We start from the raw sequence: 15431 nt of genomic DNA, 5'->3' as shown, positions 1-15431 counted from the left end.
CACGTCGTCCGTGGAAACATCGCAGCCGGATCGCCGGCTGCCACAGTCTTCAGCCAGGGCCGTTCAAAGGCGCTGGCGGGCCGGCATGTGTGCCGGCGCGAACCTTACTGCTGGGCGGCCCAGCAGGCGAAGCCAGCACGCTTCAGGCTCTTGCAGGCGATCTGGGCCTTGTCCTGCGAGCCGAAACCACCGAAGCGGGCACGATAGACGGTGGAACCGCCGTCGGCGAAGGCAACGGTGAAGGGCTTGGCGACGCTGAGGGCTTTGCCACCCTTGTCCTGCGCCTTGGAGAGCAGGGCCTCGGCCTGTGCCTTTTCCGCCGTCGCACCGATCTGGATGACCCAGCCGCTCGGCAGATCGCGGGGCTCTTCGACGCGGGCCGTTTGCTTGGCCGTGGCGGGAACCGAGTTGGTCACCTGGGCATCGACGCCGGCCGGGTTGGCCTCGCCAGCGACGAGCGCCGCGTTCTGGGCGTCCAGAGTATTGGCGGAGATCACGACGGGGTTGCGGGAGGTGGTGCGCGGTGCTGCGGCAAAGGCGACTTCCCGGGTGGCAGTCGACGTTTCGCCATTGTAGCGCACGGTCGGGACCGGACCGCTTTCGGGCAGGTCCATGCCGGCCAGCGCCGGGTTGGCAGCCTGCACGGCGGCGGCCGTTTCGACGGTCTCGGCAACGGCGCGCGATGCAACACGGGTCGGAGCCTGGTTGACCTCGACAGCGGCCATGGCCGGCTGTTCGATTTCGGCGCCACCGCCACGGCGGGAAGCCTTGGGCATGTAGGCTGCGACGAGACGGCGCATCTGCGCATCACGGGAACCGCCGCTGGTACCGCCCATGACGACGGCGACGATGCTGCGGCCATCGAGCTGGGCAGAGGTCACGAGATTGAAGCCGGAGGCGCGGGTATAGCCGGTCTTGATGCCGTCAACGCCGCGCACATTGCCGAGCAGGCGGTTGTGGTTGCCGATGACCTGCTTGCCGAATTTGAAGCTGCGGGTGGAAAAGTAGTCGTAATACTGCGGGAAGTGCTGGCGAAGCGCCATGCCGAGCCGGGCTTGATCGCGGGCGGTAGTGACCTGCGCCGTGTTCGGGAGGCCGTTTGCATTGCGGTAGACGGTGCGCGTCATGCCGAGGGCGCGGGCCTTCTGCGTCATCAGCTTGGCAAAGCGGTCTTCCGAGCCGCCGAGCAATTCGCCGAGGGCTGTTGCCGCATCGTTGGCGGAGCGCGTGACGAGGGCGAGGATCGCCTGCTCCACGGTGATGGCGCGACCGGTTCCAACGCCGAGCTTGGACGGCGGCTCCTTGGCGGCATTGGCAGAGAAACGAACGGGCGTGCTCTTGGTGATGCGGCCGTTTTCCAGCGCCTCGAAGGTCAGGTAGAGCGTCATCATCTTCGTCAGCGACGCCGGAAAGCGCAGCTGGTCGGCGTCCTCTCCGTAGAGAACCTTGCCGGTGCGCGCATCCACGACGATGCCTGCATATTTCGGATTGGCCGAAGCAGCTGCCGTCATCATGAAGGTTGCCGTTACGCCCGCAAGCACGATGCGGCCTGCAGATTTCGTCAGGGCGGCGAGACGACGCCCGGCGGAACCGAGAAAATTGTTCTGGGACACTAGCTTACTCTTCATTTCGATACTGAGGACTGTCCGGAAGCCGCCTCCAAGCAACCGTTCTCCGGAATTTAGCCTCGGCAGGGTTACCAATCAGTTTAAGGTGAATGGGTGGTTTCCGGCATCGCCGCATTTCTTTTGGATTTCGAGATGCCGCCGGCTCCTCCTCAGGGCCGGTTCAGCCGTTCGGTCACGAAGGACGAAACCTTTTTCTCGATCGCCTGCCATTGCGGCAGAAGCCGGGCGGAAAAGCGATAAAGGAGAACAAGGTCGTTTCCGATGTGGATATCCCGCATGCAGTCTGCCCCGGTCGAGGCAATTTCATCCGATGCGGGCAGGCAACGCACGACGTAGTCGGCGCCCGACTCCAGCCTGCCGGTGTAGAAGACATCGTCGCCGTAGCCAGTGCCCGGTTTCAGGTGGTGGGCGATGAGGCCGGCCGGCGCCGGCTGAGGTGCGCCGTCGAAAAGCTGGCGATAGATCGGCTCCAGCCGGCCTGACATGTCGCGCGACATGGTGCTTTGCGAAATCTGCAGGAAAATCAGGCTCTCGGGATGCGTAACATCGTCGAAGAGGCGGCGATTTTCAGTGGAGTAGCCTTGCATGGAGGGCCAGGTCGCATAGAGGTCGAGCCGCTCGGTGACACCGTCGCGACGCTGGTCTTCTGGGCGAATGTGGTTGTCGGCAATGGCGATGCGATCGGGCCCGATCAGGAGATGGCGGACCGTTGTTGCGCTCGAGTGGCCGGCGAGCGCCAGGCGATCACCAAAGGTGCGGCCCACAAGATTGAGGGCGGCCGTGCCAAGCGCCATTGCGACCGCGCAGGCGGTCAGGCGGTAAATGAAGCGCGGCGAGATCAGCGGCTGGTGGGCACCAAGGGCAGTGTCTGACATGGGCGGGCTCGCAGACTGTCGGGAATCGAACCGGTGCGGTTCGCGATGGCACGAGGTTCTTCCGTCATGGTTAATGGCCGGTTAACGCCGCTGTTGCCCGCGCGACCCGAAACGGAAAAGGCCGGCCCCGGGGACAACGGGGCCGGCCTCATGTGCCCGGGCGGGACAGGGTGACAGAGCCCGGGCGTTCCCGGGGCAGGCGGACCGTGACACCGCTCTTCCCCGATGTGTCGTTCACCGCCGGGGGCGCCGGCCGTGATGTCTTCTGGCTTCCCTGAGGGGAAGACGTTACCGAACGCTACCGACAACCGGCGTGCGGCCGTCTTCGATCTTCATCCAGCGCCCGGCATTGTCCGAGGATTGGCGCTTCAGGAATGTATATTCGGTGTCGGACCAGAGCAGGACCTTGGTGCGCATGTTGTCGAGCACGAAGTCGCCGCGGTCGGTGCGCACCGTCAGCACGGCATGGCCATCGCCATTGGGCTGCAACACGACGGTGATCAGCAGATTGGCCGGCGAGAAGCCCGCCGCTATCAGTTCGCGGCGCTTCAGCAGCGCGTAGTCCTCGCAGTCGCCGACCGCTGTCGGATAATCCCAGTGCTCCTCGACACCGTAGATCTCCATGTCCGTCATCGGCTGGATCTTCTCGTTGACGTCATAGTTGACCTCGAGAATGCGGCGCCAGCTTTCCTTGGTCAGGATCGCCGGGCCAGGATCGCGACCGTTGGAGCGGCACTCCGAGGGGTTCGCACGGCAGAATTCATAATGTCCGACGGGCGGGTTTGTCGCGCCGATGATCTGCATGTTGGCCGGCGTGGCGGATGCGCTGCCGGTGGCCAGCATGGATGTGAGCAGCCCCATCAGGACGGTGTTCGCGAGAGGTCTTGGCATGTCTGTCTCCCCGTTATGAAAAGACATTGCCAGATATATTTTGATCCATCGCGAAACTGCGTAGTCAAATGCAATCTACATTTGGGATTTACTTTATATAGACTTGAGGCTTATTTGATTTTATCTTTATTAAAACTTGAGGTGCATTTGTATAAAATGCATGCAAAATGCGGCGCTTTGGTCCGCAAGGCATTGAAAAGACGCGTGGCCTAAACTTGCCGCAGGATGAGACGGATTTGCCGGCGCAGTTGCGGGCGTCAACGAAACGGCCATCTGCCATGGCGGAGCTGCGCGGGCCCCGTGTGTTGCAAATTGGAACAGACAAAAAAATGTCTCAGGCCGGCACGATTTTTCCCGTCGCTCCTCTTTGGAGCGGCGTGCCGACGACCGTCGTCCCTTGATCAGGGGTGCGCTTTTGCTTTGCGGACGGCAAGTACGGAAAACCCCGCGCGGGGCCTTGGCCTCGGCGGGGAAGGGCGGTCGTCAAGGGCGTGATGGGATCCGCAGCCCAGGTCGCTTGGCTTGCGCCGCGTGCCTGGCGCAAAGAGATTCTAGAGGAATTCGGCGAGGCTTTCGCGCGTCTGGATGCGGTTGAACTCGATGGCGACGCCTTCCTGGAAGTGACGCACCACCCGGCCGCGGATCGAGCCGAGCAGAATGGCCGTGCCGAGCGGCGGGCGGCTCTCGACATCGACGGCTGCGCCCGAAAGCGAGAGATCGAGCAGGCGGCAAGGCTGGATGCTGCCATCCTCGAGGGCGAGCGTCGTGCGGGTGCGGCGCGGCTGCAGGCGGTCGTGGCGGCGATCCTCGGGAAGCCCGAGTTCGTGCTTGTTGGCAATCCAGGTCAGCTGGGCCGCAAGCTTTTCGCGCTTGCGCTCCGGTGCCGTGAGCTGCAGCACGAAACTGCCTTCGGTGATGCGGGCCACCGTGCCTTCGATACGGCCGACATGGTCGAGATAGGCGATGATGCGTTCGCCGTTGCGCGGGGCGACGTCACACTGCACGACGGCGTCGCCGGGCGACATTTCGTCCACCAGGCAATCGAATTCTTCCCGGTTGCTCAGCATCAGCCGTCCTTGCAGTTTCACGCCGACGCGCTGGAAGCTGCCTTCAGCGTACTGCTTGGTCTGGGCGGAAGAGGACTGCTGGAACTGATACATGGTGCTGCTGCCGACGCGGGGTTAGGTGCTAACCTGACCCTAGAACATTCGGGTTAATGCAAGGTGTGCCTGATATGTCAGATTTTCGCATGATCGTCATCGATCGCGCGTGAACGGGCGATGCGGCGTACGAGGTTCTTCCAGGCAGCGCTGTCGTCCGTGGATTCCTCACCCGTGACGCCGCCCTGTGGCTCGGGCCATTCCATTGTCGAAAGACCCGTCTGCTCAAGGGTCGAAAGCGGCAGAAAGGCTTGCTGGAAAGGCGTTTCGAGAATGTCGAGCGCACCAATCAGCCGGGCGGGCACGCCGTCGGGGTCCGCCAGCGGGAAGAGCGCGATTTCGAGCCGGACCCGATCGCCGAGCCGATTGCGGCTGTCAGCGGAAAAGCGTATCGGCACGGCGGTTTGCAGGATCCGCTGCGCGGTTCGGTCGGTCTGCCGGGCCTGATCGTCGCGCCAGAGACTGGAAAACAGCGCGTGGCGCAGCTCCCGGCCGAAGAGATGACACATGCGTGTTCCGGCGAGGCGGAAGCGGTGCTCGCCGCCTGTCAGGGCTTCGAGAATGAAGAGATCGGGAAGCTGCTGCGACAGGGCGGCGGGATCGATTTGCGTGCGCAACGGCATGCGCTGAGCGGCGCGAAGAGACGTCCAGTAGTGGAACAGCTGCGTCGATAGCCTGTCGCCCATGTGTATCATCCTTGAACAGCCGTGCCGTCCCAGCACGCCAGGCGGGAGACTTTCCCGCTTCTACTCTTATCAAGCGAAAATCGTGCCAGTTCCGCGGTTGCGATCCGTTCACCATGGCGCCAGCCTTGCCCGCCGTCGTGGTGCGGAAACGGTTTGCAGGGCGCATCGCGCTTCGATATGACGCTTCGGCGTGCCGTGCTTCTGCATCGATCCGCAGACCGGCTGCCGGCTGGCCCGGAAAACCGGCGCCCGCGGGGCAAGGCTGTTTGCCGTGGAGCGAAGAGACGATGGACGGGACGCAGGAGTCATCAGAGGAACGGGGCACCGGGCCTGAGCGCCGGGAACCCGCCTTCAACGTGCCGACCGCGCTGGTCGTGATGAGTGCGGTCATGATCGCCGTCCATCTCGTCAGGACCTATCTCCTGACGCCGGAGCAGGATGCGGACCTGATCTTCAACTTCGCCTTCCTGCCGGCGCGTTACACCCATCCGCTCGCCGATCAGGGGCTGGCGTGGCTCTGGTCGCCGGTCACCTATTCGCTGCTGCATGGCGGCTGGGAGCATCTCATCTTCAACCTGTTCTGGATGCTGGCCTTCGGCTCGCCCGTCGTGCGGCGGATCGGCACGGTGCGCTTTGCCGTGTTCTGGGTGATGTCTGCGGTCGCGGCCATCGGTCTGCACCTTGCCGCGCACTGGGGCGATCTCAGCGTCGTCATCGGCGCCTCGGGGGTGGTCTCCGGCCTGATGGGGGCGGCGGCGCGCTTCGTGTTCTCCCCGAGCGGCCGCGTCAGCCGGCAATTTGCCCATCTCAACCGCCGCCTTGGCATTCTTGAAGCACTGTCGAACCGCTCTGTGCTCGTCTTTACCGGAATTTGGTTCATCACCAACTTCATCGTCGGCATCGCCTCGGTCTTTGCCGTGGGGGGCGCGCCGATCGCCTGGGAGGCCCATGTCGGCGGCTTCCTGTTCGGCTTCCTGCTCTTCGGCCTCTTCGATCCGCCGCGCGCGCGGCGTTAACCGCTCACGACATCCGCCCACGATCCGCGCTTGATTTCGCCCCATTGCGAGCGCACCATGTCGACTTCCGCATGATCCGGGACAGGGAGAGTCCCGGAAGCGGAAGTTTTCGCCACATCAATGGGAGGATGTGCATGTCCGTAAATGTCAAAATCATTTTGGATCAGAAGGGTCGCAACGTCGTCACGGTCGGGCCGCAGGTGACGTTGCGCCAGGCGGCGCGTTACCTCAACGAGCACCATGTGGGTGCGGTGATCGTCGTCGAAGGCAATGATCGCATCGTGGGCATTCTTGCAGAGCGCGATCTCGTTTCAGCCATTGCCAAACATGGCGCCGACTGCCTCGAAAAGCCGGTTTCGGCCTTCATGTGGGGCAATGTCTATTGCTGCACGGAAGAGATGACGGTGGGGTCGCTCATGGAAAAGATGACGCGCCTGCGTGCCCGCCATCTGCCCGTCGAGCGCGACGGACGCCTGTCCGGCATCGTCTCGATCGGCGACGTGGTGCGCCACCACATCGAGGCCATCGAGCGCGAGGCAGAGCACATCAAGGCCTATATCGCCGGCTGAGCCGGATCGTCGCACCTCCGGATTGCCGTATCAGGCGGAGTGTGTCTGGAGGTGCGCGAGACAATGCACACGCGTGCTTTTGGTGATCCGGTTACCGGAAGGCTTCGGTCTGCATGCGCCGGATTTCCGCGAGCTTGGCGCTGGCTTCGTTATAGCCGCGGTCGATGGCTTCGGAGGCGCGGTGGAACTCCGACAGGCCGATATCGGAGAGTTTTGGCAGCAGCGCAAGATCCGGCGGATCGCCGGCAAGGCGGGCGCGCGAGATGCGGTCCTGGATGATGTTGAAGGCCTGAACCATGACGCCCGTGACGCCAAGGCGCGAGGAAGGATGTGCGGACAAGGCCGCCTTCTCATCCTCGGGCGTTGCCACTGCGGCGGTGTGCTTGACGACCGCCGAGCGGCCATAGAGGTCATAGTGCAGGTTGACGGCCACGACGAGCGGCTGCTCGTAGGAGCGGCACACGGAGACGGGCACGGGATTGACGAGGGCGCCGTCGACCAGCGTGCGGTGGTTGCACTTGATCGGCTCGAAAATGCCCGGAAGCGCATAGGAGGCGCGGATGGCGGTGATCAGCGATCCCCGCTCGATCCACACTTCATGACCCGTCTGGATCTCGGTCGCGACCGCGACGAAAGGACGGTCGAGTTCTTCGATCGACAGGTTCTGCAGGTGTTCCTGCATGCGTTTGGTCAGCCTGAGGCCACCCAGAAGGCCGCCGCCGCCGATGGCGAAATCGAGCAGACCTGCAATGCGCCGGACGGTGAGGGATCGCGCGAAGGTTTCGAGCTCATCGAGCTTGCCAGCGAGATAACAGCCGCCGACGAGCGCGCCGATCGAGGTTCCCGCGATCATTCCCACTTCGATGCCGGCCTCGTCGAGGGCGCGGAGCACGCCGATATGGGCCCAGCCGCGGGCGGCGCCGCCACCGAGCGCCAGCGCAATCTTCGCCTTGCGGGGCGGGATGGGGTCCGGAACGAGCGGGGCACCGGCGCCAAGCTGCGGTGGCTGGTTGTCGGCCGCTTGCGTGCGCAGGAAACTCCAGTTCAACACGATGCCCTCCAGTCAGGCCGCCGCCAGAAATGCGTGCCGGTCCTTGCCCGCCCGCCCGCGTTGCCACAGATCGGACTGTGTCGCGGCCGGCCCCTTGTCGTCCGGTTGATCCCGGGTGGCGAGAGCGTGTGCCGCGTCTGACCAGTAAGCACGGGATTTCGTTTCAATTCGGTGAAATGCGAGCGCTTGTGTGCTGAAATCGGGCAGATGCTTAATTTTTGCCGTAGACATCAGCGGGATCGAAGCTCGGTTTGCCGCCCGTCACGGTCAGGGTGGGCTGACCGTTTTCAAGCGTGACGCTGCGGTAGAAGCAGGAACGACGACCCGTATGGCAGGTCGCGTCATGCCCCGCGACCTCGACCTTCAGCCAGATGGCGTCCTGATCGCAGTCGGTCAGGATCTGGCGCACCGTCTGGAGATTTCCAGAGGTTTCGCCCTTTTTCCAGAGCTTGCCGCGCGAGCGGCTGAAGTAATGGGCGATGCCGGTCTCGATGGTCAGCGCCAGTGCCTCGGCATTCATGTGGGCGACCATCAGAAGCTCGCCGTCGCGCGCATCGGTCACGACGGCGGTGACGAGGCCATGGGCATCGAAGCGGGGAGAAAGCACGGCGCCTTCCTCAAGCGTCGACTTGTCGGAAGGCGCGGGTTCGAAGGTGATGGTCATCAAGGGCTCCCGGGATCAACCGGAGCCCTCGATCTCAGATCAGCGGAAGCCCCGGATCATGGTCATGAAGCGGACCTGTTCGGCCGGCTCCGTCTTGAACGAACCGGTAAAGGTCGTGGTCAGCGTTGTCGAGCCCTGCTTCTGGATGCCGCGCATGGCCATGCACATATGCTCGGCCTCGATCATCACGGCAACGCCGCGCGGACGCAGCGTCTCGTCGATGGCCTTGGCGATCTGCGAGGTCATGGTCTCCTGCGTCTGCAGGCGGCGGCCGAAAATCTCGACGACGCGGGCGATCTTCGAAAGGCCCAGAACGCGCCCGTTCGGAAGGTAGGCGACATGCGCCTTGCCGATGATCGGCACCATGTGGTGTTCGCAATGCGAGAAGAAGGGAATGTCCTTCACCAGCACGAGGTCGTCGTAGCCAGCGACCTCTTCGAAGGTGCGGCCGAGCACGTCTTCCGGCGCCTGGTCGTAGCCGGCGAAGAGCTCCTTGTAGGCCTTGGCGACACGCTTGGGCGTATCCAGCAGGCCTTCGCGATTCGGGTCGTCGCCGGCCCAGCGCAGCAGCACGCGGATCGCGTCCTCCGCTTCCTTCTGGGTCGGGCGGTCCTCGCCTTCATTGAACATGGGGAAATTCTTGACGATGGCATCCATGGAACGGCCTCTTGCGCGACGGTCGCGGTACGACGATAATCATTCGGACGCAACGCCGCTGGCCGAGCACCTGCTCACCACAGGTGTGGGTTCCGTTGGCGGGCTCCGGGGCTTTCCGGTCACCTGCACGTTTTGCGCAGGCACCGTCCGGCACGGTTTCCCAAACAACAGGCGACATCCGGCCAGCAATCCCTTGCAGACCTGTCGCCCCAACACGACATAGCATATAGTATGGCGCTATATCGATGAAAGAGCGCCTTTGCGACGCGCTGTGCTTTTTTCCGACATACGGCGCAAAATTCGTTACGGATCAGTGCCGATGACGAAATGCTGAAACTTTGACGGGGTTGGACACATTGGCCCGATCCCCGTAAGCCGACCGGGATGATGGCATGATCGACGACATCTACAGCAGCCGCATTCTCGACTTCGCCGGCAATATCGGCCGCATCGGCCGGTTGGCCGCGCCGGATGCCACCGCTTCGGCCCATTCCAAGCTGTGCGGTTCGCGGGTGACGGTCGATCTCGCCGTGAGGGACGGCGTGGTCGCCGATTTCGCCCATGAGGTGAAGGCCTGCGCGCTCGGTCAGGCCTCCTCGGCCATCATGGCCGCCCATGTCGTGGGCGCCACAGCGGCCGAACTGCGCGAGGCGCACGCGGCGATGATGGCCATGCTGAAGGCGGACGGCGAGGGACCGGAGGGACGTTTCGCCGACATGCGCTTCCTCAGACCCGTGAAGGACTACAAGGCGCGGCACGCCTCGACGCTGCTGACCTTCGACGCCGTCTGCGCCTGTCTCGACCAGATCGAGGCCGGTACCGCGCCCGCCGTTGCCAGCAAGACGCCGGCGGCCGTCTGATCGCGATGTCCTCAGGCCATCCCGAGCATGAGCATGCCCACCGGCGCCCGTCGCGGTCGCGCAACTGGCAGGGCGCGTTTGCGAGGACGCCCGGTCGCCTCCTCGGCCTTTTCCTGATCCGCGCCTATCAACTGACGCTGTCCTCGCTGATCGGCCAGTCCTGCCGGCATGCGCCGACCTGCTCGGAGTATGGCTATGAGGCGGTGGCGCGCCACGGCCTCTGGCACGGCGGCTTCATGGCGCTGTTCCGCGTGGTCCGCTGCGGTCCCGGCGGCACGCACGGCTTCGACCCGGTACCGGAGACGCTTGAGACGCGCTACGTCTGGTGGGCGCCCTGGCGGCTGTGGTCCGTGTCGCGGCCGCATTGATGCGGGTGGTCAGAGCCCGACATTGGGTCGGTCGATGATCTCGCGCAGCGCAAAGCTCGAATTGATCTTCACCACATGCGGCAATGCCGAGAGCCAGTCGCGGTGGATGCGCTCGTAATCCTCGAGGTCGCGGGCGGCGATGCGCAGGATATAATCGTATTCGCCCGACATGAGATAACAGACCAGCACGTTCGGACAGAGTTTCACCGCTGCCTCGAACTCCGACAGCGTCTTGGCGAACTGGCCGGACAGCGAGATATGGACGATGGCGATGATCTTGTAATCCAGCGCCCGGTGCGACAATCTCGCCTGATAGCCGCTGATGACGCCGCTCTTTTCGAGAATGTCGAGCCGGCGCGAGCAGGCGGATGCGGACAGCCCGACCTTTTCGGCAAGCTCCGCATTGGAGATCCGGCCGTGGTGCTGGAGCACCCGCAGCATCGCAGTATCGATGGCATCAAGCCCGGCCATTCGAATTTCCTTCGATCATATCGTTTCAGTTTCGCAGGATATTCGGATTTTTGCACCTGGGGCCGAAACTTTGCAAGGACATTTCGGCATTCTGGCTGCACGCTTTTCCTCCACTCAAGGAAAGGCCGCAGAAAGGGAGAACAATGCGGGTCGGATGTCCGAAGGAAATCAAAAATCACGAATATCGTGTGGGCCTGACGCCCGGCGCCGTGCGCGAATATGTGGCGCATGGGCACGATGTGATCATCGAGACCAAGGCCGGTGCCGGGATCGGCGCCGATGACGATGCCTATCGCGCCGCCGGGGCGAAGATCGTCGGTACGGCAAAGGAGATTTTCGAAAAGGCCGACATGGTCGTGAAGGTCAAGGAGCCGCAGCCGGCCGAATGGGTGCAGCTTCGCGAGGGCCAGATCCTCTACACCTACCTGCATCTTGCGCCCGACCCGGCCCAGACGAAGGGCCTCCTCGACAGCGGCGTGACGGCCATTGCCTACGAGACCGTGACGGATGAGCGCGGCGGCCTGCCGCTCCTCGCTCCCATGTCGGAAGTCGCCGGGCGGCTCTCCATCCAGGCCGGCGCGACGGCGCTGCAGAAGGCGAATGGCGGGCGCGGCATCCTGCTCGGCGGCGTTCCCGGCGTGCTGCCGGCCAAGGTCACCGTCATCGGCGGCGGCGTGGTGGGCCTGCATGCGGCGCGCATGGCCGTCGGCCTCGGGGCTGACGTCACGATCCTCGACCGTTCGCTGCCGCGCCTGCGCCAGCTCGACGATCTCTTCGCCGGCCGCATCCACACGCGCTATTCCACGATCGACGCGCTGGAGGAAGACGTGTTTTCGGCCGACCTCGTGATCGGCGCCGTGCTGATCCCCGGCGCCGCCGCGCCGAAGCTGGTGACGCGCGAGATGCTGTCCGGCATGAAGACGGGCGCCGTCATCGTCGATGTCGCGATCGATCAGGGCGGCTGCTTCGAGACCTCGCATGCCACGACCCACTCCGACCCGACCTACGAGGTCGACGGCGTCATCCACTACTGCGTCGCCAACATGCCGGGCGCGGTGCCGGTGACGTCGGCCCATGCGCTCAACAACGCAACACTCTCCCACGGCCTGCAACTCGCCGACCGTGGCCTCAAGGCGATTGCCGAAGACCGGCACCTGCGCGCCGGCCTCAACGTGCATCGCGGCCGTGTGACGAACGCGCCGGTCGCCGAAGCGCTCGGCTATGAGGTGCTGCCGGTGGAAAGGGCGTTGCAGGTGGCGTGAGGGAGTGTGAGCGCCGGTGGATATCGTCACCGGTGAGCCCTGCACTTTCTCCGTCATGCCGGACTCGATCCGGCATCCAGCGCGCGATGTCCATCGCGCAGAGGACCCGTCGCTGTTGTGGTGCGTCTTCACAGCTCGCAGACGCGAGCTGGCTGGATCCCGGCTCGGGGGCCGGGATGACGGCGAGGGAATGCCCAATCTCCAAGCCGATATAGTTTCTTGCATCGTGCCGTTGCTTGAATCACAGTCACAGGATGAAGGGTTACGTTTACATCCTCGCTTCTAAGCGTAATGGCACCATCTACACGGGTGTCACCAGTGACCTGCCAACGCGGCTGTATGAACACCAGACTCATGCAACGCCCGGCTTTACGTCGAAATATGGTGTGAAGACGCTGGTCTGGTTCGAGGAGTTCGATCTCGTCACCGATGCGATTGCACGCGAGAAGGCGATCAAGAACTGGCCCCGGGCATGGAAGTTGGAGCTTATCGAAGCAACGAATCCGGACTGGGAAGACATCGCGTACCATCTGCATGGGTTGTAAGGCTTGCCAATCCATGCGCCGTCATGCCGGACTCGGTCCGGCATTGATCGCCCAGAAGGTCGTTCCCGGCTTCGGTGAATCTTTTCAGCTCGCAGACGCGAGCTGGCTAGATCCCGGCTCGGAGGCCGGGATGACAGAATGAGGGGCAGGTGCTCCGTGAAATAGTGGCGGCTCTGCGTTTACACTCTCCGTTATGCCGGACTTGATCCGGCATCCAGCGCGCGATGTCCATCGCGCAGGAGACTCGTCGCTGTTGTGCCGCGTATTTTCAGCTTGCCGACGCGATCTGGCCGGTTCCTGGCTCGCCGGCCGGGATGACGGGCGGTGTGGCGACCCGACATCCCTGTTTGGCGAGGAGATAGCCTGTCTACAGCCCCGCCCGCTGCGCCAGCGCCAGCAGTTCCTCATCCGAGAGCGGCGTGACCTGCGCGGTCGATGTTGCGACCGGGGAGAAGCCGAAACGCTGGTAGAGTTGCAGGGCGCGGGGGTGGTCGAGAGTGTTGGTGGTGACGGTCACGCGCTGCGGGGTTTCGGCCCAGGCGGCGTGGAGGGCCTGGAGCAGAAACCATTTGCCGAGGCCAAGGCCGAGGGCGTGTTCCATCACGCCGAAATGGGTGAGTTCGACCGTCTCCTCATCGACCTTCAGCAGCTCGAAGAAGCCGGCCGGGGCGCCGTTGACGTAGAGAACCGTGACGCTGTTCTTCGGGTCATGCAGCGTGGCGGCGAGGGTGTCATCGTCCATCCTGAGGCGCATCGTCCAGTGCCAGCGCCGGCCGACCTGAAGATAGAGGAAGCGATAGTAGGGCAGCGGAATGTCCGGCACGCGCAGGATCGCGGTCTGGATGTTGACGGGCACCGGCAGGCTCTGGCGTGGCGGCGCGGTCATTTCCAGCGCCGTCACGTGAACGGGGATCGCGCCGGTGCCGGATATGGCTTCGGACGTGGTGACCGCTGCGGGGCCGGGGTCGCGTCCGATGCGCGGGATGTCGTCGCTCGTCATGCGCTCAGCCATTCTTTGTCTGTGTGGGCTCGGTGGTCACGGGCGTATCGCTGCGGCTGCCCCATTCCGACCAGGAGCCGTCATAAAGCGTGTTGTCGGTGTGCCCCAGGGAGTGCAGCGCCAGCGTGATGATGGCGGCGGTGACGCCCGAGCCGCAGGAGGTGACGACGGGACGGTCGAGGTCGATGCCGGCTTCCGTGATCAGCGCTTTCAGGTCACCAAGCGGTTTCAGCCTGCCCTCACTGGCAAAGCTCCCGGCCGGCAGGTTGAGCGCGCCCGGCATATGGCCGGAGCGCATGCCGGGGCGTGGCTCGGCTTCGGTGCCGAAAAAGCGGCCGGGGCCGCGCGCATCGGCGATCTGCACCGCGCCCTCAGACACGATCGTGCGCATCGCCTCGAAGCTCGTGACGGCTTCTGCCCGATAGTCCGGGGTGAAGGTCGCCGGTGCAAGCGTGGTCGTGCCGGTTTCGAGCGGCCGGCCCTCGCGCTTCCAGCCATCGAGGCCGCCGTCGAGGAGCAACACGTGCCGTGCGCCCATGATGCGCAACAGCCACCAGACGCGGGGCGCGGAGAAGAGGCCCGGGCCGTCATAGACGACCATCGTGTCGTCATCGGCAAGGCCGAGCGCGCCGACGGCTTCGGCAAAGGCCTCCGGCGTGGGCACCGAGTGCGGCAGCCCTGTCGTCTTGTCGGCGATCTCGTCCTGATCGAAGAACACCGCGCCTGGAATGTGGCCCGCTTCATACTCGGCACGTCCGTTGCGGTTCTGCGCCGGCAGATACCAGGAGGCATCGACGACGCGGATGTGGTGCTCGGACAGACGGCTCTCCAGCCAGTCGGCGGACACGACGAACGGGCTTTTCTCTTCGCTCATGGGGCACTCACTTTCATGCGGGGGACTGTACGGGATGGCCGGGCCTTGGGAAAGGGCTCCGATCGTGTGGCGTAGAGGTCAGGTGGGGATGAGTGTAGAAATGAGGGCGGGAGGGGTCACGTGGCGTCCGGCGCGCCGAAGCGGATGCGGAAGCGGCGGTTTTCCTTGCCCTTCTTCTCGATGCGGGCAATGTGGATGGCGCCCACCTCGGCCGTTTCCGACACATGCGTGCCGCCACAGGGCTGGCTGTCGATGGCGGCGTCCTTGCCGATGCACACGAGGCTGACCCGCCCGAGCCCGACCGGCGGGCGCACATTCTTGGATTTGACGATGCCGGGATTGGCGACAAGCTCCTCGTCGGTGATCCACTGAAGGTAGATCGGGTGGTTTTCCCCGACGAGCCGCATGAGGTCGGCGGTCACGGTGTCGCGGTCGATGGTCTCGGTCATGTCGAAATCGACGCGGCTTTCTTCCTCGCCGACGGCAGCGCCGGTGATCGGGTAGGGGCAGACGACGGAGAGCAGATGGCAGGCCGTGTGCATGCGCATCAGCCGGTAGCGACGCGGCCAGTCGATATGCAGCACCAGCGTCTCGCCGATCTCGGGTCTTGGCGCACCCTCGGCCGGCTGGTGGAGGATGATGTCCTTGGAGGCGCCGTGGCGGGCGACGGCGATGTCGATGCGGCTGCCATCGGCGCGCTCGAAGAAGCCGCTGTCGCCCGGCTGTCCGCCGGACGTGGCATAAAAGCAGGTCTGGTCGAGCAGGATGGCGCCATCCTCGGCAAGACCCGTCACCACCCCTTCCGCCGTCGAGAGATAGAAATCGTCGCGGAAGAGGGGGCGTGTCTGCATGAT

General features: G+C 64.2%; 18 protein-coding genes. 6 read left to right on the top strand and 12 right to left on the bottom strand.

What is annotated here, in order from left to right; all coding sequences use genetic code 11:
- Positions 1–104: 104 nt before the first annotated feature.
- The 5 genes from F3H41_RS04180 to F3H41_RS04160 all read right to left on the bottom strand — a co-directional run bounded on the left by F3H41_RS04180 (position 105) and on the right by F3H41_RS04160 (position 5240).
- Positions 105–1628 (bottom strand): SPOR domain-containing protein, encoded by a 1524-nt coding sequence (locus F3H41_RS04180; protein WP_149737278.1) that lies wholly within the window; start codon positions 1626–1628, stop codon positions 105–107.
- 149 nt (positions 1629–1777) lie between these two features.
- Positions 1778–2503: a hypothetical protein gene (locus F3H41_RS04175; protein ID WP_149737277.1), complete on the bottom strand. Its 726-nt coding sequence runs from the start codon at positions 2501–2503 to the stop codon at positions 1778–1780.
- 288 nt (positions 2504–2791) lie between these two features.
- Positions 2792–3394, bottom strand: coding sequence for a transglutaminase-like cysteine peptidase (locus tag F3H41_RS04170; RefSeq protein ID WP_149737276.1), 603 nt, complete (start codon positions 3392–3394; stop codon positions 2792–2794).
- Positions 3395–3945: 551 nt separating this feature from the next.
- Positions 3946–4554: a PilZ domain-containing protein gene (locus F3H41_RS04165; RefSeq protein ID WP_149737275.1), complete on the bottom strand. Its 609-nt coding sequence runs from the start codon at positions 4552–4554 to the stop codon at positions 3946–3948.
- Between the two features lie 77 nt (positions 4555–4631).
- Complete coding sequence (locus tag F3H41_RS04160) at positions 4632–5240, bottom strand: PAS domain-containing protein (RefSeq protein ID WP_188129333.1); 609 nt, start codon at positions 5238–5240, stop codon at positions 4632–4634.
- A 287-nt stretch (positions 5241–5527) separates the two neighbouring features.
- On the opposite strand from F3H41_RS04160, the gene F3H41_RS04155 reads away from it, so the two are divergent.
- Both F3H41_RS04155 and F3H41_RS04150 read left to right on the top strand, forming a co-directional pair.
- A complete protein-coding gene (locus F3H41_RS04155) occupies positions 5528–6256 on the top strand; it encodes a rhomboid family intramembrane serine protease (protein ID WP_149737273.1) in 729 nt (242 codons plus the stop codon).
- A gap of 134 nt (positions 6257–6390) precedes the next feature.
- Positions 6391–6825 (top strand): CBS domain-containing protein, encoded by a 435-nt coding sequence (locus tag F3H41_RS04150; protein ID WP_149737272.1) that lies wholly within the window; start codon positions 6391–6393, stop codon positions 6823–6825.
- Between the two features lie 91 nt (positions 6826–6916).
- On the opposite strand, the gene F3H41_RS04145 is transcribed toward F3H41_RS04150, so the two are convergent.
- The 3 genes from F3H41_RS04145 to folE all read right to left on the bottom strand — a co-directional run bounded on the left by F3H41_RS04145 (position 6917) and on the right by folE (position 9197).
- Positions 6917–7876 (bottom strand): patatin-like phospholipase family protein, encoded by a 960-nt coding sequence (locus F3H41_RS04145; RefSeq protein WP_149737271.1) that lies wholly within the window; start codon positions 7874–7876, stop codon positions 6917–6919.
- A gap of 211 nt (positions 7877–8087) precedes the next feature.
- Positions 8088–8540, bottom strand: a complete 453-nt coding sequence (gene hisI, locus F3H41_RS04140; protein WP_149737270.1) for a phosphoribosyl-AMP cyclohydrolase — start codon at positions 8538–8540, stop codon at positions 8088–8090.
- A gap of 39 nt (positions 8541–8579) precedes the next feature.
- The gene (folE, locus tag F3H41_RS04135; RefSeq protein ID WP_149737269.1) at positions 8580–9197 is read right to left on the bottom strand and encodes a GTP cyclohydrolase I FolE; all 618 of its coding nucleotides are present in this window, start codon (positions 9195–9197) and stop codon (positions 8580–8582) included.
- Positions 9198–9589: 392 nt separating this feature from the next.
- On the opposite strand from folE, the gene F3H41_RS04130 reads away from it, so the two are divergent.
- Complete coding sequence (locus tag F3H41_RS04130) at positions 9590–10057, top strand: iron-sulfur cluster assembly scaffold protein (RefSeq protein WP_149737268.1); 468 nt, start codon at positions 9590–9592, stop codon at positions 10055–10057.
- Between the two features lie 5 nt (positions 10058–10062).
- Positions 10063–10425: a membrane protein insertion efficiency factor YidD gene (yidD, locus tag F3H41_RS04125; protein WP_149737267.1), complete on the top strand. Its 363-nt coding sequence runs from the start codon at positions 10063–10065 to the stop codon at positions 10423–10425.
- 9 nt (positions 10426–10434) lie between these two features.
- On the opposite strand, the gene F3H41_RS04120 is transcribed toward yidD, so the two are convergent.
- Positions 10435–10896, bottom strand: coding sequence for an Lrp/AsnC family transcriptional regulator (locus F3H41_RS04120; RefSeq protein ID WP_149737266.1), 462 nt, complete (start codon positions 10894–10896; stop codon positions 10435–10437).
- 143 nt (positions 10897–11039) lie between these two features.
- Between F3H41_RS04120 and ald the strand changes: the two genes are divergently transcribed.
- Both ald and F3H41_RS04110 read left to right on the top strand, forming a co-directional pair.
- Positions 11040–12158, top strand: coding sequence for an alanine dehydrogenase (ald, locus tag F3H41_RS04115; protein ID WP_149737265.1), 1119 nt, complete (start codon positions 11040–11042; stop codon positions 12156–12158).
- Between the two features lie 254 nt (positions 12159–12412).
- The gene (locus F3H41_RS04110; RefSeq protein ID WP_149737264.1) at positions 12413–12703 is read left to right on the top strand and encodes a GIY-YIG nuclease family protein; all 291 of its coding nucleotides are present in this window, start codon (positions 12413–12415) and stop codon (positions 12701–12703) included.
- Between the two features lie 367 nt (positions 12704–13070).
- Here F3H41_RS04110 and F3H41_RS04105 read toward each other — a convergent pair whose 3' ends face one another.
- The 3 genes from F3H41_RS04105 to F3H41_RS04095 form a co-directional block, all read right to left on the bottom strand.
- The gene (locus F3H41_RS04105) at positions 13071–13589 is read right to left on the bottom strand and encodes a GNAT family N-acetyltransferase (protein WP_149738210.1); all 519 of its coding nucleotides are present in this window, start codon (positions 13587–13589) and stop codon (positions 13071–13073) included.
- Between the two features lie 118 nt (positions 13590–13707).
- A complete protein-coding gene (sseA, locus tag F3H41_RS04100) occupies positions 13708–14577 on the bottom strand; it encodes a 3-mercaptopyruvate sulfurtransferase (protein ID WP_149737263.1) in 870 nt (289 codons plus the stop codon).
- A 116-nt stretch (positions 14578–14693) separates the two neighbouring features.
- On the bottom strand, positions 14694–15428 hold the full coding sequence (locus F3H41_RS04095) for an alanyl-tRNA editing protein (RefSeq protein ID WP_149737262.1): 735 nt from the start codon (positions 15426–15428) through the stop codon (positions 14694–14696).
- Positions 15429–15431 lie beyond the last annotated feature (3 nt).

The organism is Rhizobium sp. RU20A (genome assembly GCF_900155885.1).
Classification (GTDB): domain Bacteria; phylum Pseudomonadota; class Alphaproteobacteria; order Rhizobiales; family Rhizobiaceae; genus RU20A.
This window is presented reverse-complemented; position numbering and strand designations above follow the sequence as displayed.